At 71.0% G+C, this 20,640-nt stretch carries 18 protein-coding genes and 1 pseudogene; 14 read left to right on the top strand and 5 right to left on the bottom strand.

Annotated elements, in window-relative coordinates; genetic code table 11:
* Positions 1-54 precede the first annotated feature (54 nt).
* The 5 genes and pseudogenes from ABT070_RS37235 to ABT070_RS37215 all read left to right on the top strand — a co-directional run bounded on the left by ABT070_RS37235 (position 55) and on the right by ABT070_RS37215 (position 4,018).
* Entirely contained in the window at positions 55-264 is a 210-nt protein-coding gene (locus tag ABT070_RS37235; protein ID WP_351767330.1) for a hypothetical protein, read from the top strand.
* A gap of 824 nt (positions 265-1,088) precedes the next feature.
* A pseudogene (locus ABT070_RS37230) lies at positions 1,089-1,411 on the top strand (hypothetical protein); the annotation flags it as partial.
* A 710-nt stretch (positions 1,412-2,121) separates the two neighbouring features.
* Positions 2,122-2,337, top strand: coding sequence for a hypothetical protein (locus ABT070_RS37225; protein ID WP_351767329.1), 216 nt, complete (start codon positions 2,122-2,124; stop codon positions 2,335-2,337).
* Positions 2,334-3,233, top strand: coding sequence for an XRE family transcriptional regulator (locus ABT070_RS37220; RefSeq protein ID WP_351767328.1), 900 nt, complete (start codon positions 2,334-2,336; stop codon positions 3,231-3,233). The genes ABT070_RS37225 and ABT070_RS37220 overlap by 4 nt, the downstream gene beginning before the upstream one ends.
* On the top strand, positions 3,230-4,018 hold the full coding sequence (locus ABT070_RS37215) for a hypothetical protein (protein ID WP_351767327.1): 789 nt from the start codon (positions 3,230-3,232) through the stop codon (positions 4,016-4,018). Before ABT070_RS37220 ends, ABT070_RS37215 begins: the two co-directional genes overlap by 4 nt.
* Before the next feature lie 819 nt (positions 4,019-4,837).
* On the opposite strand, the gene ABT070_RS37205 is transcribed toward ABT070_RS37215, so the two are convergent.
* The gene (locus ABT070_RS37205; protein ID WP_351767326.1) at positions 4,838-5,518 is read right to left on the bottom strand and encodes a ScbR family autoregulator-binding transcription factor; all 681 of its coding nucleotides are present in this window, start codon (positions 5,516-5,518) and stop codon (positions 4,838-4,840) included.
* Positions 5,519-5,647: 129 nt separating this feature from the next.
* Between ABT070_RS37205 and ABT070_RS37200 the strand changes: the two genes are divergently transcribed.
* The 7 genes from ABT070_RS37200 (at position 5,648) to ABT070_RS37170 (ending at position 13,185) form a co-directional block, all read left to right on the top strand.
* Positions 5,648-6,628, top strand: a complete 981-nt coding sequence (locus ABT070_RS37200; RefSeq protein WP_351767325.1) for a ScbA/BarX family gamma-butyrolactone biosynthesis protein — start codon at positions 5,648-5,650, stop codon at positions 6,626-6,628.
* Complete coding sequence (locus ABT070_RS37195; RefSeq protein ID WP_351767324.1) at positions 6,622-7,734, top strand: acyl-CoA dehydrogenase family protein; 1,113 nt, start codon at positions 6,622-6,624, stop codon at positions 7,732-7,734. Before ABT070_RS37200 ends, ABT070_RS37195 begins: the two co-directional genes overlap by 7 nt.
* Positions 7,734-8,417 carry an HAD family hydrolase gene (locus ABT070_RS37190; protein WP_351767323.1) on the top strand — a complete coding sequence of 228 codons (684 nt, stop codon included), beginning with the start codon at positions 7,734-7,736 and terminating at the stop codon, positions 8,415-8,417. Before ABT070_RS37195 ends, ABT070_RS37190 begins: the two co-directional genes overlap by 1 nt.
* A gap of 157 nt (positions 8,418-8,574) precedes the next feature.
* The gene (locus tag ABT070_RS37185; protein WP_351767322.1) at positions 8,575-9,561 is read left to right on the top strand and encodes a helix-turn-helix transcriptional regulator; all 987 of its coding nucleotides are present in this window, start codon (positions 8,575-8,577) and stop codon (positions 9,559-9,561) included.
* A 223-nt stretch (positions 9,562-9,784) separates the two neighbouring features.
* Positions 9,785-10,810 carry an enolase C-terminal domain-like protein gene (locus tag ABT070_RS37180; RefSeq protein WP_351767321.1) on the top strand — a complete coding sequence of 342 codons (1,026 nt, stop codon included), beginning with the start codon at positions 9,785-9,787 and terminating at the stop codon, positions 10,808-10,810.
* Positions 10,811-11,211: 401 nt separating this feature from the next.
* The gene (locus tag ABT070_RS37175; RefSeq protein ID WP_351767320.1) at positions 11,212-12,366 is read left to right on the top strand and encodes a LeuA family protein; all 1,155 of its coding nucleotides are present in this window, start codon (positions 11,212-11,214) and stop codon (positions 12,364-12,366) included.
* Positions 12,367-12,459: 93 nt separating this feature from the next.
* On the top strand, positions 12,460-13,185 hold the full coding sequence (locus ABT070_RS37170; protein ID WP_351767358.1) for a LuxR C-terminal-related transcriptional regulator: 726 nt from the start codon (positions 12,460-12,462) through the stop codon (positions 13,183-13,185).
* A 31-nt stretch (positions 13,186-13,216) separates the two neighbouring features.
* Here the strand turns inward: ABT070_RS37170 and ABT070_RS37165 are convergent, their stop codons facing one another.
* The gene (locus ABT070_RS37165) at positions 13,217-14,224 is read right to left on the bottom strand and encodes a TauD/TfdA family dioxygenase (RefSeq protein WP_351767319.1); all 1,008 of its coding nucleotides are present in this window, start codon (positions 14,222-14,224) and stop codon (positions 13,217-13,219) included.
* Between the two features lie 112 nt (positions 14,225-14,336).
* Positions 14,337-15,176, bottom strand: a complete 840-nt coding sequence (locus ABT070_RS37160) for an ArsR/SmtB family transcription factor (protein ID WP_351767318.1) — start codon at positions 15,174-15,176, stop codon at positions 14,337-14,339.
* A 64-nt stretch (positions 15,177-15,240) separates the two neighbouring features.
* Here ABT070_RS37160 and ABT070_RS37155 point away from each other — a divergent pair, with 64 nt between their 5' ends.
* A complete protein-coding gene (locus ABT070_RS37155; protein ID WP_351767317.1) occupies positions 15,241-16,710 on the top strand; it encodes an MFS transporter in 1,470 nt (489 codons plus the stop codon).
* A 22-nt stretch (positions 16,711-16,732) separates the two neighbouring features.
* Here ABT070_RS37155 and ABT070_RS37150 read toward each other — a convergent pair whose 3' ends face one another.
* Together ABT070_RS37150 and ABT070_RS37145 are read right to left on the bottom strand one after the other, a co-directional pair.
* On the bottom strand, positions 16,733-17,914 hold the full coding sequence (locus ABT070_RS37150) for a pyridoxal phosphate-dependent aminotransferase (protein WP_351767316.1): 1,182 nt from the start codon (positions 17,912-17,914) through the stop codon (positions 16,733-16,735).
* Between the two features lie 11 nt (positions 17,915-17,925).
* Positions 17,926-18,582, bottom strand: a complete 657-nt coding sequence (locus ABT070_RS37145) for a cysteine hydrolase family protein (protein ID WP_351767315.1) — start codon at positions 18,580-18,582, stop codon at positions 17,926-17,928.
* 141 nt (positions 18,583-18,723) lie between these two features.
* Between ABT070_RS37145 and ABT070_RS37140 the strand changes: the two genes are divergently transcribed.
* Positions 18,724-20,592 carry an FAD/NAD(P)-binding protein gene (locus ABT070_RS37140; RefSeq protein WP_351767314.1) on the top strand — a complete coding sequence of 623 codons (1,869 nt, stop codon included), beginning with the start codon at positions 18,724-18,726 and terminating at the stop codon, positions 20,590-20,592.
* The last annotated feature ends 48 nt before the right edge of the window (positions 20,593-20,640 follow it).

Raw genomic sequence — 20,640 nt, 5'->3', positions numbered from 1 at the left:
GCGGCCGTGATGGCTACACCTGGACGCCAAGCACCCGTGCGGGAGGGACTGTTCGTGCTGACGATCAATGTGGCGGTACTGCTGGCGGTCATCATCGTGGTGCGTCTCAGACGCCGTACCGAGGCCCGCAGCCGCAACGACGAGAAGCTGACGGTGCTCATCGTGTTGATGTTCGGGGTGGTGGTGGCCCCGACCGCGTTCGGACAGGGCGTGCTGGACGTGGTGAGCCAACTCGCCGCAGGAGTCGGCGAGACCGGCCCCTGACACACCGGATCCCGGCCCGGCCCCCTCGCCGTCCCCCGCCGGGCCGTCCTTTCAGCGCCGCATCGGGCCCCGGCCGCCGAGCGGTCCGGCACCCGCCCCCGGCCGGACCGGCCCACCCTGCGTGCGTGCGGGCAGGCGGTGTCCGGCGGCGGCGAGGACAGGCCCCGGACACAGCCGGGGCGTGGACCGGGCCCTCGCGCACCGCCGTGCACGAGAGCCCGGGAGCGCACCGCCAGTGCCCGTATCCCTCGTGCAGGCGGGTGCTCACGCGCGGCTCATGACGAACCCGCGCCGTGGGTAATCCGAAGCCGGCGGCCATCCGGATTGCCCGCTCCTTCGGACAGCGCCCCCGACGCCGGCCGAAGCGGCTCCTGCGCGCCCGGCGCCTGCGCGGCAGCCCCAAGGAGCAGAGGGGCCGGCCGGTATCGTGGGGGTACTGCGACGGGACCTGCTGGCAGTGAGGCGACGGCATCGAATGCTGGATGAAGCCGAGGGGGAGGGCGGCCCCGCTGACGAGTTCTCCGGCAGCGTGCACCGCGAGGTGTCCGGCAATACGTTCCACGCCCCCGCGGCGATCCAGCAGGGCGACAGAGGCATTCAGGTCAACGTCTTTCCCGACGCGTCCGAAGACGCCCGCCACCACGACCGCTGGCTCGCCCAGTACCTGGCGGCCGCCGCCGAGACGTCGAAGGAACACCCCTACCCCGCGATGCTGCCCAGCGCCGGGCCGTCCCTGGACGACGTCTACGTCCGCCAGCGGCTGGGCAGCCTGGCGCAGGACGGGCTCCCGTTCGAGGGCGACGCGATCGACCGAATCCTGGGCAGTCACGGGGGAAGAGTGCGAGGTCGACGTTCTCAAGGAGAACTTCTGGCGTCCCGTCGCGCAGAGCCGTTACGGCCCCGTCCTCGGGAGGAGGACGTGATCGGCACCAAGGTCCGTGCGCTCGGCGACCGCGGTGCCCCTCGTGACCTGATCGACGTGTTCGCCGCCTCCCGGCGCTGGAACACCGCCGAGCTCGAGGACTTCGGCCGGCGCCACGCACGGGGGCGCTTCGACCGTGAGGACCTCCGCCGCTGGGCAGTGGCATGGGCCGACGATCTCGCAGCCCGCATCCTCGAGGAAGACGACGACCTGAACCTCGACTGAGACCTCTCCTGCGGGCATACCGCGACAGGACACCGACCGAGTTGGGGCGCATGTATGCGCTGCCGTACAGGCAGCAGGAGGACCTGCGGGGGCGGATCCTCGCCGCATCCGGGGAAGAACGCGAGCCCCTTGTACAGCCGTGACGGGAGAACTGCTCGCTGGAACCGCAGAGAGCGGGGAAGGCCCTGTCAGGGGGCACTGCCGCCGCGGCTGTGGCGGTCCTCGAACGCATGCACCTCGGGCTCGCGCACGGCGGCGTGCGTGCTGGTGTCGGATTCGCAGGAGGCCCCGTCTCTGAGCCTCTGTACGGGCGGGCATGTCGGGCCCAACAGCCCTGCTCCGGGCGGGAGATGGTGGTCGTGCGGCCCCCTCTTGGGGTGTTCAGCACAGGGGGCCGCACGGATTTCCCTTGCGGGAGTGCGGCGTCGAGTGGCGCCTCAGGTTTCCATGATGGGGCATGTGCCGCCGCATGCGCGCAGAAGTGACGTTTCCCCCTCAAAGGGTTGAAGCATTCGTTGCTGCTGTCCCGGGGGCGGGGTGGCGGCAGGTAGCGCACCGTGGCGGTCGATGCCATTGTTCCGTAACTTCATGATCACGTGGCGTGATGGGCGGTGGGGGCGCAATGCTGACGTTCTCCTCCTGGCGGCGCTTCAGCACCGCTGCCAGTGAGGGGAGTTGGCGTCTGAACCGCTCACAGAAAACCGAGTGCGATGTCGAGTAAGAAGGTGGTGACCGTCGCCGTCCTGGTGGCGGTTCTCACGTGGAGCACGGTGATGGCCGTGCTGGGGCAGGCCGCAGCTGTGGCTGCCCTGCTTCCATCCTTGGGCCTGCTCGTCCAGCAGATCGTCCAGGCCCTGACCGACGGCTCTCGTCCGCTCGCCGGCCCCGGCTCCACCGAGGCTGGCACCAAGGAGCCGCCCCGATGATCTGGACCCCCAATGCAGACCAGCCGCCCTCACCGGATACCAGCAGTAAGCGGGGCCGCAAACCCGCTCCGATCTCCCGCACTGCCGGCCCCTCCCACCGGGCCTGGCTCGAACCGGTCCGCAGCTTCGTCTTCTCCAGCGGCTTGACGCTCAGCGACCTCGTCGACCGCTCCGGCTACTCCAAGACCCGCATCAGCGAACTCCTGCGCGGCAACGGCTACTACCCCGCCTGGGAGATCACCTTCAGCGTGATCCGCGCCCTCGGTCTGCCCGTGCCCCCGGTCCGCCGGCTGTGGACTGCCGCAGCCCGTGAAGCCCACAAGCAACCGAGCTGGATCGAACAGTGCATCCAGCAGGTCGCCCTCCAGCCGGAAACCCCGCCCCTGGCACACCGGGCGTTCACCGAAGCCATGCGCACCCCCTACACCGAGTACGCGCGTGCCTTCCTCCTCACCGACCACCGCGCCAACTGGGTCGTGGCCGAAACCTTCGACATCCTCTGGCTGTGCTGGAGCGACGCCGCCACCAGCCCCGACATCCGCCGCTACGCCTGGTGCCTGCTGCGCTCACGCGTCATGGCCCGCGCCAGCCACCGCGACGGCGGCCCCGACCTGCGAGCCGCCATCTTCTCCACCGCAGAAAACCACGATGCCGATCCGGACCAGTTCCTCGTCCGCACCGAGCTCGTCGACCTCTTCGACGCGATCGCCCAACTGCCTTCCGACCAGATGGACGTCGCGGTGCTCCACCACCTGTGCGGAGCGGGCCTCGACAAGATCCCGTACATCATCGGCCTGAGCCCGGCCATCACCCACGCCGTCGACCACCACGCCCGCGCCACACTCGAAGACCTACTCCGCTCGCCAGCCACCGGGAGTGAATCCAAGTCGCCATGACCGCCATCGACGCCCTCCTCGCCCGCGCACGCCTCCACCCCAACCCCGACGTCCCCGGCGACACCGTCCCCTACGAAGACTGCGCCTACCCCGGCCTCGACTACGACACCGCCCTGCCCAGCCCTCACGAACCAGCCGCAGACGACAAAGCAGCCCATCGTCTGCGCACCCTGTGCCAGACAGTCGTCACGGTGCTCTGCCCGGAAGACCTGAAGTTCCTCACCGACCAGCTCCCCGAACCCGAAGGAGCCTGGTTGCTGGGCTGCGCCCTCAACGTTGGCGGTGTTGAGCAAGGCGCCCGCTTCTGGTGGCAGTACGCCGCCGGCGCCGGACACACCACGGCCGCCTACTGCCTGTCCCTGCATCACGACGCCCGCGGTGAAACCCACGCCGCCAGCTTCTGGTACGACCAGACCGGCCTGGACGAATACGACTACGACATCATCCCAGTCGCCGGGCTGCTCCCGCCCTACAACGACTGCCGCTTCGACGCCTCCGTCCCCACCGTCTTGCGCATACTCAGCAGCCTGAACACCCCGGACCGGCAACGTCTGCCCCACCGCGCCGACGCCATCACCAACTACGTCGCCAACGCCGTCACCCGCGGCTACGCCCGCCATCCCGGCGTGGAGATCCCGGTGCCCGGCCCCCGCTTCGCCGACCGTGTCACCTACATCCTCACCACCAACCCGCCCGGGACCCGCCGGCTGCCCAAGGTGCCCGCTCCGACCCTGCCCAGCCGACCCGAGCGGGTACCTGACCGGGGCCGACGAGCAGGACAGTGACCACACTGCCAACTACCGCTCCCGGCCCGCGCAGCTCGACGCCCCATGCCGTCAGCCGCGCCCGCACACGCAGGGCGCCGTCCCCGCTGTCACCCCACCGGCCAGCGGTGGGGGAGCGCCGTTCGCCGCCTGACGTCTGCCTGCACTGTCAGTGGATGGCCGTAGCGTGAAGGCATGGCCGATGCAGGCGAGAACTCCTCCTGCCCGGGCGCGCGTCCGGGGCGGGGCAGCGTGCTGTGGTCGTTCAGGCGGCTACGCGCGCAGCGCCGGGCTTCGCGGGGCGCGACACAGGGAGCGTCTCCTTTGAAGAGATGTATGGGGGAGTGCCCTGCTGCCGTCGCCTCCGGCGAGGGTGTTGGACGTCAGCGCTGGCACCGGATGCGACGCGGCCGCACTCGCACGGCACGGCTATGAGGTGGTGGCGGTCGAGCCTGTGCGTGAGCTAGCAGCCTCGGTCGGAATCTTCAGCGGCGGCCTGCTCGTTCTCGGCGCGGGGGTGTTACTCACTTTCGGGTGACAGCCTCACCGGCCTGGTGCGCGGCAGGGTGAGGCAGGGCGTCCCGGCCAGCGCCCGCAAGGACGCCTGCTCTGACTGGGCGTCAACATCGTGCATGCACGGCATAAATGGGCGATGCATTCAAGAGTCACAGGAATGCGGGCAACAGGTAACACAGTCCATGTTTCCGTGCCAAATCCTGCGTGGGATGGACAGAGTGTGGTTGTGCGGCCGGCGTTCACGAGGGGTTGTACCTGCACCGCCGTTGATCCCGCCATCGGCCCCGAACGGCCCTTTCCCGGGAGGGGAAGGGCCGCGCGGTCCTACGCCCGCAAGGCCGCGAAAAGCAGGTCCCGGGCCTCGGTCCAGCGCTGCACGAGGTCAGCGCGACGGCTGAGTCGCGCGGAGATGTGCTGGGCGCCGAAGAACGTGGAGACCAGCGTGTGGGCCGCCGCGGCGGGCGAGATCCCCTCGCGCAGTTCCCCGGCCTCCGCAGCCTCCACCAGCAGCTCCTCCAGCAGGCTGATCCAGCCGACGTACGGCTGCGGCAACAGGCCCTCCGGCAGTGGCTGCTCCATCTGCAACCGCGCCCCGCCCTGTACGACCACGTCGTTCTGGAAGGCCTCCGCGGTCTGGTCGAGCAGTTCCCTCACGGTGTCCAACGGGCCGAGCCCCTTGGCCTGGACGGCTTCCAGGAGCGCGGGCCAGCGGTTGTAGTGCGCCTCGACGACCGCGACCGTGAGCGCTTCCTTGGAGGGGTAGTGGAAGTAGACCGCGCCCTTGGTCATCCCCACGTGGTCGGCGACGTCCTTGACGGACGTCTTGCCGTACCCGCGCTCGTCGAAGAGCTGTGCGGCCGCGTCCAGGATCTGCATCCGAGTGTGCGCGGCCCGCTCCTGCTGCAACTCCGGGCTGCGGCCGTGAAGGGCGATGCTGCCCGCGGTGCGCTCGGGTACCGGGAAGGTGGCCCGGTTCTTCTTCAGTTCCACGATGTCTCCGCTCACGTTCGGTCCCAGCTACCCCCCATTGCAATATACCTTCCCGGAGGTATATTTTTCACGGAACAGCCGGTGACCAACCACCACGCAAGGTCACTGCTTTTGCGGTATAGCCGCTTCCGGAGGGGGATAATCATGTCTGACACCGACATAGTGCCCGGCGACACGACCGCCAGGCGCTGTGCCGATGCGCATGTTCCGCGTGCTCTGGTACACAAGACCGCGGACCGTGAAGTCCTGTTATCGGCCGCTCGCCCGCTGGGCGAGGATCGCTTCGCCGTCTGGGCGCGCTGGCCGCACGACCATCTCCTGCACCACCGCGCCGCCGACGGGACCCGGGACTCCCTGGTCATCGTCGAGACGATGCGGCAGGCGGGGATCTGCCTCTCGCACCGCTTCCACGGTGTCCCGGCGGACCACGCGTTCGTCCTGCACGGCTTCGACTTCCACCTCGACGCGCCGCTGCGCGACAGCGGCGACGGGGCCGACGTCTTCTTCGACGTCGCCTTGCGCCGCGTGCCCGGCAGCCCGCGCCGCTTCCGTTTGACGTCCGAGGCGGACCTCCTTGTCGACGGCCGCACGGTGGGCCACGCGAGCATGCGCTGGGACGCACTCCCGCCCGCGCAGTACGCCCTCGTGCGCAGCCGCAGCGCCGCCGCGGCGGCCCCCTTCGATGTCACCGACCTCACCGTCGAGGCCCGCGTCCTGTCGCCGGCCGCCGTCGGCCGCGACCGCGGCGACGCCGTGCTGCTCGCGAGCCTGGGTGACGCGTCGGCCGGATGGCAGCTCAGACCCGACACCGGGCACCCCGCCCTCTTCGACCACGGCAGTGACCACGTCCCGGGGATGGTGATCGTCGAGGGGTTCCGGCAGGCCGTCCTCGTCCGCGCCGCCCAGGACGCCCCGGGCGCCTGGGCCATCAACTCCCTGCAGACGTCGTTCCTCTCGTTCGGCGAGCTCGGGCAGCCCGTCACCATCACCGCTGAGCCCGTGGACGCCGGCACCTACCTGCTTGCGGCCCGCCAGGGCACGCGCACCCTGGCCACGGCGCTGGCCGCCGGCGCCGCCTCCCCGCTCGGCAGCCTCCTCGCCGGGTCCGGTGCTGTCGCGTGCTGAGTGACCTGGGCAAGACGCTGGACATCGCCCGTGAGGACCGCATCGCCCTGGACGAGACGTGCCGGCTCACCGACCGGCTGGCCGACTCCCTGGTCGAGAACGGATTCGCCCGGCACTTCGTGCCCGAGCGCTGGAACGGCGGCGCCGGCACCTTCACCGCACTCCTGGACGCAGTCTCCGAACTGGCCGAGACCTGCGCGTCCACCGCCTGGTGCGCCGCGCTGTACGCCGCACACGGCAGACTCGTCGGCTATCTGCCCGAGGCTGGGCAGCGGGAGATCTGGGGCGAGGGTCCCGACGTGCGCGTGGCCGCGTCCGTCGTGCCGCCGCAGGGCAGCGCCGTCCGCGCGGACGGCGGCTGGCGGCTGACCGGTAGGTGGGCCACGGCCAGCGGTGTCGACCAGGCCGAGTGGATCCTGCTCGCCTCCTGGGCGGCGCAAGACGGTGACCCGGCGGGCGAGGCGCGGGAACACCGGATCTTCGCCGTGCGGCGCCAGGCCGTGAAGGTGCTGCACACCTGGCGCCCCGTGGGACTGCGCGGCACCGGCAGTAACACGGTAGAGGGAGACGTCCTGGTCCCCGACCACCTCACTTTCACGCTGCGCGACCTCGGGCGCGTCCAGCCGCACGCCGCCCGCTGCCACACCGTGCCGTTCTCCCTGGTGGCCGCCCTCATCTTCGCGGCGCCGGTGCTCGGATCCGCCGAGGGGGCGCTGCGCACCTGGTGGGAGACGCAGGTCCAGCGCGCGCGCCCCGACGGCGGCACTGCCGTCCAGCCGCTGGTGCTGGCCCGGGCGTCGGCGCACATCCAGGCCGCGCGACTGCTCCTTGAGCGGGTCGCGCAGCGCGCCGACCACGCGCCCGTGACGCCCGTGCTCGTCGCCGAGAACCAGCGTGACGTCGCCGTCGCCGTGGAGCTGTGCGGCACGGCCTCCGACGAGCTCTTCCGTACGGCGGGGCTGCGCGTGCTGGACGAGGGCGACGCACTCCAGCGCCGCTGGCGCGACATCACCGCGGCACGCACCCACGGCACCCTCAACTTCAGCTCGGCGGCGGCGAGTTACGCCGACGCTCTGCTGGCTGCGCGAGCCGTGGAGGAGACCTGATGACCCGGCGCATCGCCTTCTTCGATGTGGACGAGACCCTGCTCGCGGGCAAGAGCATGGTCGGCTTCTGGCACGCGCATGCCGCGCGGCTCGTGGGGGAGGGCCGGGCACTGGGTGTTCTGCGTACCGCCGGAGCCGACCGGGAGACCTTGAACCGCGCCTACTTCGCGCATTTCGCCGGGGTGCGCCGCTCCTCGTTCGACGAGGCGGCCCGCCAGTGGTACGCGCAGTTCAGGAGCGGTCCGCACGCCTATCTGACCGAGACCCTGGAAGCCCTGCGCCGCCACCAGAGCGAGGGTGACGAGGTGGCCCTCGTGACCGGCTCGGGGGTGGCTCTGGTCCGGCCGGTCGCCGAGGACCTCGGCGTGCGCCATGTGCTGGCCACCAAGCAGCTCTCCGACGCTGCCGGGGTGCTGACCGGTGAGGTCCGCCGACCGGTGATCGGGGCGGCCAAGCAGGATGCCGCGGCGGCCTTCATCCGCTGTCTCGGCGTCCGTGCGCGGGACTGCTGGGCCTACGGCGACCACGAGAGCGATCTGCCGATGCTGTCCCTGGTGGGGCATCGCGTGGTGGTCGGCGACGACCCGGTCCTCACTGCCCGGGGAATCGTCCAGGGCTGGCACTTCCTCGGTACCCGAACTGGTCCGCGCTTCGAGCGGAGTGCGCTGCTGCAAGTGAGCTGAATCGTCCCCTCCCCGGTCGGCTGATAGCCGGCCGGGTCGGACACGAAAGAAGAACATACCTTCTGGAGGGTTTTTTGTTGGCGAAGAGTAGAGACGACGACCCGCCATCGGCATCCCCAGCCCCAGTACATCCGTTGTAGGAAGGCAGCAGACGGACATGAGCGCACCGAGCATCGGGCCGCAGGCCCTGAGACTCTTCCAGTACGCCTCGGCCCGCAGCGACTGGACCGTCCGCAGCGCCTGCGAGCAACTGGACACCACCGTCGACGAGATCGAGCACGCCCGCCGGCAACTAATCGGCCTGGGCCTGCTCGTCGAGTCGTCCGACGGCGAACCGACCGCCAAGGCCACTGCCCCCGAGGCCGCGCTGCTGCGGCTGCTCACCGCCGAGGAGGAGGCCACCGCCCGCCTGACCGACCAGATCCGCCGCACCCGCGAGCAGATCCACGCGATGCGTGAGGTGTTCCTGCCGTTGTACACCGCCCGCAGCAGCACGCTCAGCGATGAAGTGATCACCGGCGCCGACCGGATCGCACGAGTGCTCGGCGACACCGCCGACATCGCGACCTCGGAGATCCTCAGCATGCACCCCGGTCCCGTCCGGCCGTCGGAGGTGCTCGCCGAGGGGCTGCGGCGCGACGTGCAGGTCCTGGAGCGCGGTGTGGCCATGCGCAGCATCCACCTGCGGCCGATGACCCGCATCGTCCACTCGATGACCCATCTGCAGGAACTGCGCTCCGCTGGCGCCCAGGTTCGGATCGCCAACATCGTGCCGTTCCGCTTCATCCTGGTCGACCGGGTGCAGGCCCTGGTGCCCGCGCTCCACACCAACGCCAGCAACGCCATGATGGTGCTGCGCGGCGAGGCTGTTACCGCCCTGCTGGTCAAGGTCTTCGAGATGTGCTGGGCCTCCTCGGTGCCCCTGGAGAACACCGGCACCAGCGAGGAACCCGGGCTCACCTCTCAGCAGCTGTGCGTACTGCGGCTGATGTCCACCGGACGTAAGGATGAGTCCATTGCCCGTGAACTCGGCGTCTCCGTAAGGACGTTGCGTCGTGTGATGGCCGACCTGATGGGCCAGCTCGGCGTGGAGAGCCGCTTCCAGGCAGGCGTCACGGCGGCGAGGACGGGACTCCTCGACTAGGCACGCCCACCCCGGCAGGGGCCGACCTCCATTCGCCTGGTGCAGCGCCCCATCCCGCTCGCTCCTGTGCCGACCGCGCCCCGCCGCGCGGCTCTGCCGCCTGCCCAGGCCGCCCTGTCCGCTACCGGCCACGCCGCAGGGTGCCGCGCCTGCGATCTGGCGGCCCACCTCCGCCGCTCGCACGATGGGGTTCCGGATGAACGCCCGCGAGTCAGGAGCCCTCGTGTTCGACCCCGCCCTTCTCCGATCCCTGACGGGCACTCCGATGCAGGTCCGGTGTGCCGTCCTGCCCGCCCGGCTGTCCCCCGCGGGTGCCGTGCCGGGCGCGGGGGGGTGGGCCGTACTGCGGGTGACTGTGCGCAACGCGGGCAGCACCGGACAAGGCGAGGCGGCCCTCCAGCCCTCCCTGGAGGCCCACGGACCGGATGTTCTGCGCGACGAGTTCGCCTCCGCCAGGGACGGCCTGGAGCGGATGATCAGCCCTGTCCAACTGCCCGGGCTGCTGTCGCCGGGCCCCCTGCGCAGTGCTCTCGACTCCGCCCTGTGGGACCTGCTCGCCAAGCGCAGCGGACAGCGCGCGTGGGAGCTGCTGGGCATGCCGCCGCCACGGCCGGTGCCCGCCATCCGCACGGTTTCCCCGGTGGCGGCCGATCTGCTGGAGCAGGAGCTGAAGGATGGTGAGGACTTCGCCTCCCTCAAGCTGAAGCTCGGCGTGGGCGACCTCGCCGACGACCTTGCCCGGCTGACGGCCGTACGCCGGCTGCGGCCCGACGCCTGGCTGATGGTCGACGTCGACGGGGCCTGGGACGCCGACCGGCTCCACGTGATGCTGCCGATCCTTCACGCCCACGGTGTACGGATGCTCGAACAGCCGCTGCCGCAGGCCCAGTCCGCGGTTCTTGCCGCACTGCCCCGCCCCTTCCCGATCATCACGGACCTGACCTATGGGGAAAGCGCCGACCTGGGGCGCCTCGGCGACCGCTACGACGGCATCAACCTCTCACTCGACGCCGTGGGAGGCCTGACGGCGGCCCTGGGCATCATGGAACAGGCCGGTCAGCGGGGTCTTGCGGTGCTGCTCGACTCGCCCCCTGCGACCGCCCTGTCCTGCGCGCCCGCGCTGCACGCCGCGCCGGGCGCCGACCACGTCACCCTGCCGCGGTGGCTGGACGCCTCCGGACCCGGTGCTCCCTCACTGGAAGGGGAGGGCGGGATGCTGGTCCCGCCCTCCCCTTCGCTGTGGGGGTAGGCCCTCTCGGCCCGCTCCTCAACCCCAGATCAGATCGTCATCGTCACTGAGCCAACGGATGACCCCGGCAGTCGGTTCGGTGGAAGTACGCATCAGGGATGACCCTTCATTCGAGAAGTCCGGACGCGCTACAGCGCCTTCGGCAAAACTTTCGCATTCCACCTCCACCCCACGGCAAGCGGTGGAGCTGACCTAGAAGTGACGTGGCCCGAACCGGCCACGGCCACCGTTCCGGTGATTTCTGGGCGGCCTGCGCGACTCATACGGGTCATGGCCCCCAGAGGCCAGCGCAACCGGCCCCCAACAGTATCGACTCCACCTAGCCTCACCGGTGTTGCGCTGCGCGAGCAGCATCGGGCGAGATAGGGGACACGATGTCAGTGAAAAGGGAATCACGCCGGGTGTCTATTTTCGACACCACCCTTCGAGACGGCGAGCAGGCACCCGGAAACGCGATGACCCCGCGCCAGAAACTAGATATCGCGCTGCGCATAGAAGCACTCGGAGTCGATTACATCGAATCCGGGTTCCCGGCCTCTTCGCCCAGTGAGTTCCAGGCCACCCGGCTCATTTCCCGGAACCTGACCTCCGCGCGGTTCACCACGTTCTGCCGGGCCGTACGGTCCGACGTGGACACGGCCGTCGAGGCGGGCGGCACCGAGCGCCACCAGGTGCAGATCATGGCCACTGGCAGCGACCTGCACCTCGCCCACAAACGGGGCATCAGCCGCGACCAGGCCGTCCACGAGGTCGCCGACACCGTCGCCTACGCCTACGCCCTCGGCGTCGAGGAGGTGTCCGTCGGCATCGAGGACGCCAGCCGCGGCGAACGCGACCTGCTGCGCGACATCGCCCTGGGCGCCGTCGAGGCGGGGGCCGTGTGCTTCGCCGTCGCCGACACCTCCGGATGCCACCTCCCCCAGGAGTACGGGGCGCTGATCACCGAGTTCCGCTCCTGGCTCCCCGACGGCGTCCGCGTCGCCACCCACTGCCACGACGACTTCGGGCTCTCCCTCGCCAACGCCGTCGCGGGCCTGGCGGCCGGTGCCGACGAGGTGCAGGTCACGCTCGGCGGCGTCGGTGAACGCGCGGGCAACACCCCGCTCGAGGAAGTGGTCGCGCTGCTGACCTACAAGGGCACCCTGCTCGGCCTGCACACCGACATCGACGTGGCCGGGATGTACCAGGCCTACACCGCGCTGCGCGCGGCGATCGGACTGGAGGAGCCCCGCAACAAGGCGATCTTCGGCACCTACGCCTTCGGTACGGCGGCTGGCATCCACCAGCAGGGCATGCTGCGCAACCCGGCGACGTACGAATACGTCGAGCCCGCCCGCTTCGGCCGTGAGCGCTCCCTGCTGATCGGACGGCACTCGGGCCGGGCCGTGCTGCGGCACATCCTCGACGAGCTGGGGATCGCCGTGAGCGAAGAGGACCTGGCGGGGCTCTACCGGGCGCACATCGCCGAGCGCACCGGTGGCGACTGCGAGGACATCTCCGTCGTCAAGGCCCGCCTGGCCCGCGAACTGACGGCACGCCAGCCCGCCGCCGCCTGAGCAACGCCCGGACCGGGGCCGGTCGAACGCCGGCCCCGGTCCGCCCGTCTGCGGTGCACGCTGCCGAGGGAGATAAGGAGACAGCACGTGGAGATGACCGTACGCAGCACCGAGAACGGCCGCGTCCTGCTGTACGAGCCGGAGGCCTCCGACGTCAGTGTCCTGCTCGCCGACGCCGACCCGGTGTCCCGGCACGTCCTGGCGGGGGCACTGGACGGAGCCGACCGGATCAGGGTGCTGGGCACCATCGACAGCGGCCGGCCGCTGCACCGCTGGCCCCTGGACGGCGTCGACGTCGTCGTGCTCGCCGACGCCTTCCGGCCCCGGCCGGCCTCCCTCGTACCCGACCTGGTGCACAAGGGGGTGCGCGTCCTGCTCCTCGACACGCGGTGGACGGCGCGGAGCGTCGGGGACGCGCTGGCCGCGGGCTCCGCGGGAGTACTGGTCAAGGACCCCGCAATCGGCCGGCTCGCGGCCGCCGTACGGGCGGCGGCCGCCGGATACGTCGTGGTGTCGCCGGAGCTGATGGGCCTGTGCCCGCCACCGGGCCGCGCGGCCACGACCGCTCCCGCGCCCCCGCGCGGCGACCGCTCGGTCGGCCTGCGTCTGCGCTCTCTGACCGAACGCGAGCGCGAGGTGCTCACCGTACTCGCGGAGGGCCTGTCCACACGCGAGGCGGCCCGGCACCTGAAGGTCACCCCGGCGACCGTGAAGAGCCATGTGTCGCACGCGCTGGCCAAACTGTCCGTCCGCAACCGCCTGGAGGCGGTCCTGCTGATGCGCCAAGCGCTCGACGAGGACCGCCCACCCTGGTCGTGACCGCGCCACGCGGACCAAAGCGCCCGGGACGTCAGTCGCCCACGCGTCCGCGCACCCCGTCCAGCCAGCGGTCCGCGTGCCGCTCGGCGGCCTCCTCGTCGCGGAAGGCATACGTCTTCAACAGCCAGCGCTGCCGCGCCCGCGCCGCATCATTGATCTCCATCTTGTCGCGGCTGTGCAGACCGTCCTGGTTGGCGAAGACGAACAGGTCACCGGTTCGGATGCGGTGACGGGTCTTGTCGGCCCGCACCAGCGCGTCCTTCAGCGCCAGCAGCGCATCCTTCGCGGACTCGGGAGCGCCCGGGGCGGCCGTCGTGCACGTGTCCAGGTAGCGGAAGCTGTGGTGGTTCTCCAGGATCGGATGGACTTCGGAGACGGACAGCTCCTTGTTGTTGTCCCGCGAGAACACGTCGAACGGCGTGACGAACTGGGCCGTCCTGAGCTGTCGCTGTTCCTCGTCCGTCAGATGCGCGAGCAGGTCACGCCCGTCGACGAAGCCCGTGTAAATGAACTCCCCCTCGGGGCAGTGCATGCCGAGCAGCGAGATGAAGTCCGCCCGCACGGGATGGGCCGTGCGGTCGTTGTGGTAGACCAGCTCGCTGTCGCTGAACCCCGTCTGCATCCCGCTGTAGCGGTTGATGGCGACGACGTCCGTGAAGAAGTCCCCGTTGAAACGGGTTGCGTAGGACAGCAGCGGAGTCCTCACCAGCTGGGCGAAGAGCTCCAGGAACGCCTCGCCGATGAACGTCTTCTTCCGCGCGTGCTTGTCCGCGACCGGGTCGTCCAGGTCCAGCAGCGGGATGTCCTCGTCCAGCGGGCAGTTGCGCAGCACGTGCGCGTCGGAGACGCCCGTCGCCCGGTCGTTGCGGACGCGCGCACAGACACCGGCGAAGAAGGCGGGCACCTCGCCCCGCGCGATCACGTCGCCGACGGCACGCGAGAAGCCCTCGTAGCCCTCGTACGGGCTCTTGGCCACGGAGCGCAGCACCGCGGTCAGCTGCTCGCGTTCCGGCCCGGACAGTACGTAGATGGGTTCCATACCCCGAGCCTCGCCGCCGTCCAGCCGCCGCACATCGGCCGTCGGAGGAGGCCCCGTCCACCGCGTCCGCCGATGTCGTACCGCGCCTCCACCGAAGTGGAAGCCGGCCCGGTCATGAGATCACGAGCCCCAGAGTCCGCTCCAGGCCGGCGGCGCCCTCGTCCGTCAGGTGCACCACGCGCGGAGCGGCACCCCACCGCACCCAGCCGAGGTCGAACAGACGCGCCTTGAGCGTTGCGCCGAGCCCGCCCGCGAGGTGGTGCTGGTGCTCGCTCCAGTCGACGCAGTAGCGGATCGCAGGGCGACGCGGCGGCAACCGGCCCGTGTCGACGCCCAGTTCGGCGAGGATCGACGGGCCCTCACCGCAGAGTTCGTAGACGATGTCGCGGCCGTAGGACGACGGCCGGTCCCATACCGCCTCGGCGGGCCGGTGGATGCCGTCGTGGCCGGTGAGTACCCCGTGGTCGAGCAGCGACTTCATCAGGGCGACGCCGAGCCGCCCGGCCAGATGGTCGTAGCAGGTTCGGGAGCGGTGCAGGGCGTTGGTGCGGCTGCTCTGCTTCAGGGACGTGATGGCCAGCGGCGGGGCGATCAGCGCGAGCGCCTCCAGCGCGGCGCTCACGTCCGGCCCGAACAGCCGGAAGTAGCGGTGCCGGCCCCGCGCCTCGACGGTGACGAACCTGCCCTCGACGAGCTTGGCGAGGTGCGCGCTGGCCGTGGCGGCCCCGATCCCCGCCTCACCGGCCAGCGCGCTCGCCGGCAGGGCGCGCCCGTCAGCCAGGCACTTCAGGATGCGGGCGCGCGACGGATCGGCGATGAGGGCCGCGGCGCGGGCGATGTCGGTCTGGTGCTTGAGCGGCTCACCGGGGCGTTCACCGGATGCCGGGCCCGGGCGCCGCGACGCGCCCGCGCCGCGGGCGGATGTCCCTGTGGTGCGGCTGGTGTTCGGCATGACACCACCGTACGACAACGACACTTCGCCTCGTGACGAAGTATCCGGCGTCGATGCTCGTGCCATGACCACCACCGACCTCATCCCCCAAGACGGGCGGACCGTCCCACAGCCCGGGGCCGCCGCTCCCTCGCCCGCTCCGGCCGGCCGGCCCGCCCTGCCCCCGCTGATCGCCCTCAGCCTCGGCTACTTCCTGGTGATGCTGGATGTCACCGTCGTCAACGTCGCCGTCCCCGAGATCCGCTCCGGCCTCGGCACCGGGGCCTCCGCCCTTCAGTGGATCGTCGACGGCTACAGCACCGTCTTCGCCGGACTGCTGCTGCTGGGCGGCGGCCTCGCCGACCGGCTCGGCCACCGCCGCATGTTCCTCACCGGGCTCGGCGTCTTCACCGCGGCCTCCCTGGTCTGCGGCCTCGCCGGCACCTCCGGCACCCTGATCGCCGGACGCCTCGCCCAGGGCGCCGGCGCCGCCCTGCTCGTGCCCGCCTCGCTTGCGCTGCTCCAGGCCACCTACCCCGACCGCGCGGTGCGGGCCCGGGCCATCGCCGTATGGGGCGCCGTCGCCTCCATCGCCTTCGGCGCCGGGCCCGCGGTGGGCGGCCTCCTCGTCTCCGGGCTCGACTGGCGCTCCGTGTTCTGGCTGAACCTGCCGGTCGCCGCGCTCGCCGTCGTCCTGACCCTCCGCCACATCCAAGACACCCCTCGCAAGACGCCCGCCCGCCGCATGGACCCGGCCGGCCAGATTCTCGGCATCGTCGGCCTCGTCGCCCTGGCCGGCGGCCTCAACGAGGCCGGCTCACACGGCTGGACCTCCCCGCTGGTCGTGGCTGCGTTCGGCACGGGCACGGCCTGCCTGACCGCCTTCGCAGTCGTCGAACGCACCCTGGAAGCACGCGAACGGGCCGGACGCGGCCGGCGTGCGCCACTGCTGCCGCCGTCCCTGTTCCGCTCGGGCGCCTTCACCGCGACCGCCACGATCGGCCTGCTGATCAGCCTCGGCTACTACGGCATGCTCTTCCTGACCACCCTCTACTTCCAGCAGGAGCGCGGCTTCACCGTCCTGGCCACCGGCCTCGCCCTGCTGCCGTCGGTGTGCATGGGACTCATCGCGGCCCCGCTCTTCAGCCGCCTGGCCGCCCGCACCGGCCCCTATGTTCCGATGGCCGGCGGGCTCGCCCTGGGCACCGTGGGTTTCCTCGGCTGGCTGACCGCCCGGCCCGACACCCCCTACCCCGTCCTGCTGTTCGCCCTGATCGCCACCGGGCTGGGCCAGACCATGACCGCCCTCGCCGCCACCGCCGCCATCATCGAGACCGCCCCCGTCTCCGGCGCGGGCATCGCCTCCGCAGTCTTCAACGTCGCCCGGCAGGTCGGCAGCGCCGTCGGCGTGGCCCTGTTCGGCACCCTCGCCGCCGCCGCGGACGACTTCACCTCGGGGCTGCGCCTGTCGGCAGGCATCGCGGCGGCGGCCTTCGCCGCCGGCACCCTGCTGGCCCTGGCCGTCCGGCGTCGCGCCCCCGGACGGCCCACGTGACCCGCAGCCTGCGCGCAGGCCGTCAGCCCCGGCCAGCCAGCGCCCGCGCCATTCGGTCCAGCGCCGTCCGCAGCACCTTTGGCGACGTCGCGAACGACAGCCGGACGAAGCCCTCACCGCCCGCCCCGAACGCCGAACCCGGCATCACCGCCACCCCCGCCTCCCGCAGCAGCCACCGCGCGAACGACGCCGAGTCCGCGAACCCCGTACCGCGTATGTCGGCGAAGGCGTAGAACGCCCCGTCGGGCAGCGAACAGGACACCCCCGGCAGCGAGTTCAGCCCGGCCACGACGAGATCCCGGCGGGCCGCGTACTGTGCGGTCATCCACTCGACCGGCTCCTGCGGGCCGGTGAGCGCCGCGATCCCGCCCTGCTGGACGAACGACGCCGTGCAGCCCACCGTGTGCTGCTGCACCTTCAGAAGCTGCGCCATCAGATCGGTGGGCCCGGCCGCGTATCCCAGGCGCCAGCCGGTCATCGCGTGGCCCTTGGAGAAGCCGTTCACCGTGATCGTGCGTTCGGCGCAGCCCGGCTGCGCCGCCAGGCTGAGGTGGCGGCGGCCGTCGTAGAGGATCTTCTCGTAGATCTCGTCCGAGATCAGCAGGACGTCGTGCTCCTGTGCGAACTGGGCGATCACAGCCGCCTCCTCGGCGCTCAGCGACCGGCCCGTGGGATTGTTCGGCGAGTTGACCAGCAGCGCCTTCGTCCGCAGGGAGACATGCCGCTCCAGCAGCTCCGCCGTGATCCGGAAGCCGTCCGCGCCGTCGAGAGGGACCTGCACGGGCCGCGCGCCGATCAGCCGCGCCATCTGCGTGTAGCTGACCCAGCTCGGCGTCGGCACGAGCAGCTCGTCACCGGGATCGAGCACGGTCACCAGCGCGGCGAACAGGGCGTGCTTCGCCGACGGGGTGACGACGATGTCGGTGGCCGCGTCCGCCACGACCCCGTTGTCCTTGGCGAGCTTCGCGGAGACCGCTCGCAGCAGCGCGGGCAGCCCGCGGCTCGGCGTGTAGTGCGTGAAACCGTCGCGCAGCGCGCCCACCGCCTCGTCCACGACATGGCTTGCGGTGTCGAAGTCCGGTTCACCGCCGCCCAGATCCACCACCTCCAGCCCCTGCGCGCGCATCCGCGCCACCATGTCGAAGACCGCGTACGTCGCCGACTCCTCGACGGCGTGGAAACGGGCCGCGGCTCGCGCCCTCATCACCCGCGAGCTCATGACTGAGGGCCCTGCCGCTCGGCGGCGGAGACCGGCCGGGCGGCAGGCAGCGCCTCGGCGACCGTGGTGAGCGTCGAGATCCGGGACAAGATCTTCAGCGCGGCTTCGTGGATCTCGGCGTCGCCCGCCAGCGTCGCGTCCTGGAGAACCCGCACGCCGTAGTCCCGGTCATGGGCGGCCTGCGCGGTGGCGAGTACCACCAGCTCCGTGGAGACGCCGGTGAGCAGTAGCGTGTCGATGCCCGCCGTACGCAACACGACCTCCAGGTTCGTGCCATGGAACGGGCTGATGCGGTGCTTGACGACCACCGGTTCCCCGGGCCGCGGCGCAAGTGCGTCGTGCACCTGCGTCGCCCACGACCCCAGGATCAGACGGCCGTCGTCCTTCGCCTTCTCGAAGATCGGGGACCCGGCCGGCCACTCCGGATAACCCGGGGAGAAGCCGACGACGACATAGATCACCGGTATGTCCGCGGCGCGAGCCCGCCGAACCGCGTCGGCGGCCCGGACCAGGACACCCCGCTCACGCGCCTGCGCGCCGTAACCCTCGGCCGCGTACTTGCCGTTCGGATGGACGATCTCGTTGATGAGGTCCAGTACGAGCAGCGCGGGGCGCTCGCCCGGGCCCTGCTCCGGTGTCCCAGCCCAGTTCATTTCCTTCTCTTTCCTTCCGCTCGTAAATTGCATGAGAAACACTCATGCAATGAATCAATGAATCCGTGTTGAACCCGGATGTCGAAACTCCTACCTTCGGAATGCGAGAGGACGGAAATCCGATTCCCGGAAGGGGTACAAATGAAGGTGGCAATCGTCGGCAGTGGTCCGCGTGGAGTCTCCGTCCTCGAACGCATGGCGGTGCGCCTCGCCGAAGGCCCGGTCCACGAGGCCACGGACATCTACCTCATCGACTCCCACCGGGTCGGCACCGGCCGCATCTGGCGCACCGACCAGCCACGGTGGTTCCTGATGAACACGGTCGCCGACGAGGTCTCCGCGTTCTCCGGTCAACCCGACGGCGGCCCCGCCAGACCCGGCGCCGGCCCTTCGCTCGCCCAGTGGTGGAGTTCCGTCGACCCGGAATACCCGGGACCCAACAGTTACGCACCGCGCGCCCTCCACGGACGCTATATGCGGTTTCTTCTCGACACGATCGAAAAGAATCTTCCCGAAAGAGTCCGGCTGATCCCCGTCCACGGATCCGTGGACGCGCTCCAGCGCACCGGCGACGGATACCGGCTCACGCTCCGGGGCGGCTCCCACCTCACCGCCCACCGCGTTGTGCTGACCACCGGACACACCACTCCTGAACTCACCGGCAACCAGCGCCGCCTCGCTGCCCACGCCGCCCGCCACCCCGGCCTGCGCCACATCGCGGGCGACAGCGCCGCCGACATGCCCCTGGACGAGATACCCGCCGGGTCGGCGGTCGGCGTCCTCGGACTCGGCCTGTCCTTCTACGACGTGATGGCCGCGCTTACCGAGGGCCGCGGCGGACACTACGACGAGGACGGGGACCGGCTCGTCTACCGGCCCAGCGGCACCGAACCCGTCCTTGTGGCCGGCTCCCGCAGCGGGATGCCGCTGCCCGCCCGCGGACACAACCAGAAACACCACGACCACCGCCACCGCCACGTGCTGTTCACCACCGAACGGGTCCTGGCCCGCGGCCGCCACGGCACGCTCTCCTTCGCCGACGACGCCCTGCCATGGCTGCACGCCGAGGTCGAACTCGTCTACTACGCCACGGCACTGACCGCCCGCGGAGAACCAGGGAAGGCCGCCGCGTTCGAGGCGGAGGTCGTCGCCGCCGCGGAGAGCGGCGTACCCGACGTCCCAGCCGTCGCCGCCGGATACGGCCTCGGCGACGAGCCCCGCATCGACCTGGACGCTCAGGCCCGCCCCTTCGCCGGCCGGCACTTCACCGGCCCCGAGGAGTTCACCCGGGCCCTGACCGACGCACTCGCCGAGGACCTGGCGCACGCTGACGCCGGCAACGTCGACGATCCGCTCAAGGCCGCCCTCGACGTCATCCGCGACTCCCGCGCCGTGATCCGCTCCCTCGTCGACTTCGCCGGCCTGACCCCCCTCTCGCACCGCGAGGAGTTCCTCGGCTGGTACGTCCCCCGCAGCTCCTTCCTCGCCGCCGGGCCCCCACGGAGGCGACTGCGGCAGGTCGACGCCCTGCTGCGCTGCGGCGTCCTGCGCGTCGCCGGCCCCGACACCCGCTTGCGCCCGCACCCCTCGGGACGCTTCAGCGTCCACTCGCCCTACGTGAGCGGCTCCGAGATCCTCGTGGACACCGTCATCGACGCCCGCGTCCCCACCCCCGACATACGTCTGGACCCCCACCCCCTTACCCGCAGCCTGCGCGAAGAGGGCATCTGGACGTCGTACGTCAACCACGGCACGCACGGAGACCGCTTCGACACCGGCGGCGTCGCCGTGACCGGCGCCCCCTTCCATCCCGTGGACCACACCGGCCGCCCCGACCGCGGCCTGTACGTCCTCGGCATCCCCACCGAGCACACCCGCTGGTTCATGCAGGGCGGCAGCAGCAGACCCGGCTTCTGGACGGACTTCGTCCAGAACGCGGACGCCATCGCCGCGGACATCACCGCACTCGCCCTGACTCCCACGCCCCCACTGCCGGCCCGAACCGGCTGACGCGCACGACGAACCCGCACCCGCTCCACGTCCCGCCCCCGCCTCCGG

Origin of the sequence: Streptomyces sp. NPDC002884, from assembly GCF_040295245.1 — a bacterium.
In the GTDB taxonomy this organism is placed as follows: Bacteria; Actinomycetota; Actinomycetes; order Streptomycetales; family Streptomycetaceae; genus Streptomyces.
Note: the sequence above shows the minus strand (reverse complement) of the source record. Positions and strands in the feature narration are given on the sequence as shown.

What these genes read in the sequence shown, in the direction of transcription:
- ABT070_RS37225 (WP_351767329.1), top strand. Translation starts at nt 2,122, where the DNA reads ATGTCGAGTAAGAAGGTGGTGACCGTCGCCGTCCTGGTGGCGGTTCTC.
- ABT070_RS37220 (WP_351767328.1), top strand. Translation starts at nt 2,334, where the DNA reads ATGATCTGGACCCCCAATGCAGACCAGCCGCCCTCACCGGATACCAGC.
- ABT070_RS37215 (WP_351767327.1), top strand. Translation starts at nt 3,230, where the DNA reads ATGACCGCCATCGACGCCCTCCTCGCCCGCGCACGCCTCCACCCCAAC.
- ABT070_RS37200 (WP_351767325.1), top strand. Translation starts at nt 5,648, where the DNA reads ATGTCTGACACCGACATAGTGCCCGGCGACACGACCGCCAGGCGCTGT.
- ABT070_RS37190 (WP_351767323.1), top strand. Translation starts at nt 7,734, where the DNA reads ATGACCCGGCGCATCGCCTTCTTCGATGTGGACGAGACCCTGCTCGCG.
- ABT070_RS37185 (WP_351767322.1), top strand. Translation starts at nt 8,575, where the DNA reads ATGAGCGCACCGAGCATCGGGCCGCAGGCCCTGAGACTCTTCCAGTAC.
- ABT070_RS37170 (WP_351767358.1), top strand. Translation starts at nt 12,460, where the DNA reads ATGACCGTACGCAGCACCGAGAACGGCCGCGTCCTGCTGTACGAGCCG.
- ABT070_RS37165 (WP_351767319.1), bottom strand. Translation starts at nt 14,224, where the DNA reads ATGGAACCCATCTACGTACTGTCCGGGCCGGAACGCGAGCAGCTGACC.
- ABT070_RS37160 (WP_351767318.1), bottom strand. Translation starts at nt 15,176, where the DNA reads ATGCCGAACACCAGCCGCACCACAGGGACATCCGCCCGCGGCGCGGGC.
- ABT070_RS37155 (WP_351767317.1), top strand. Translation starts at nt 15,241, where the DNA reads ATGACCACCACCGACCTCATCCCCCAAGACGGGCGGACCGTCCCACAG.
- ABT070_RS37150 (WP_351767316.1), bottom strand. Translation starts at nt 17,914, where the DNA reads ATGAGGGCGCGAGCCGCGGCCCGTTTCCACGCCGTCGAGGAGTCGGCG.
- ABT070_RS37145 (WP_351767315.1), bottom strand. Translation starts at nt 18,582, where the DNA reads ATGAACTGGGCTGGGACACCGGAGCAGGGCCCGGGCGAGCGCCCCGCG.
- ABT070_RS37140 (WP_351767314.1), top strand. Translation starts at nt 18,724, where the DNA reads ATGAAGGTGGCAATCGTCGGCAGTGGTCCGCGTGGAGTCTCCGTCCTC.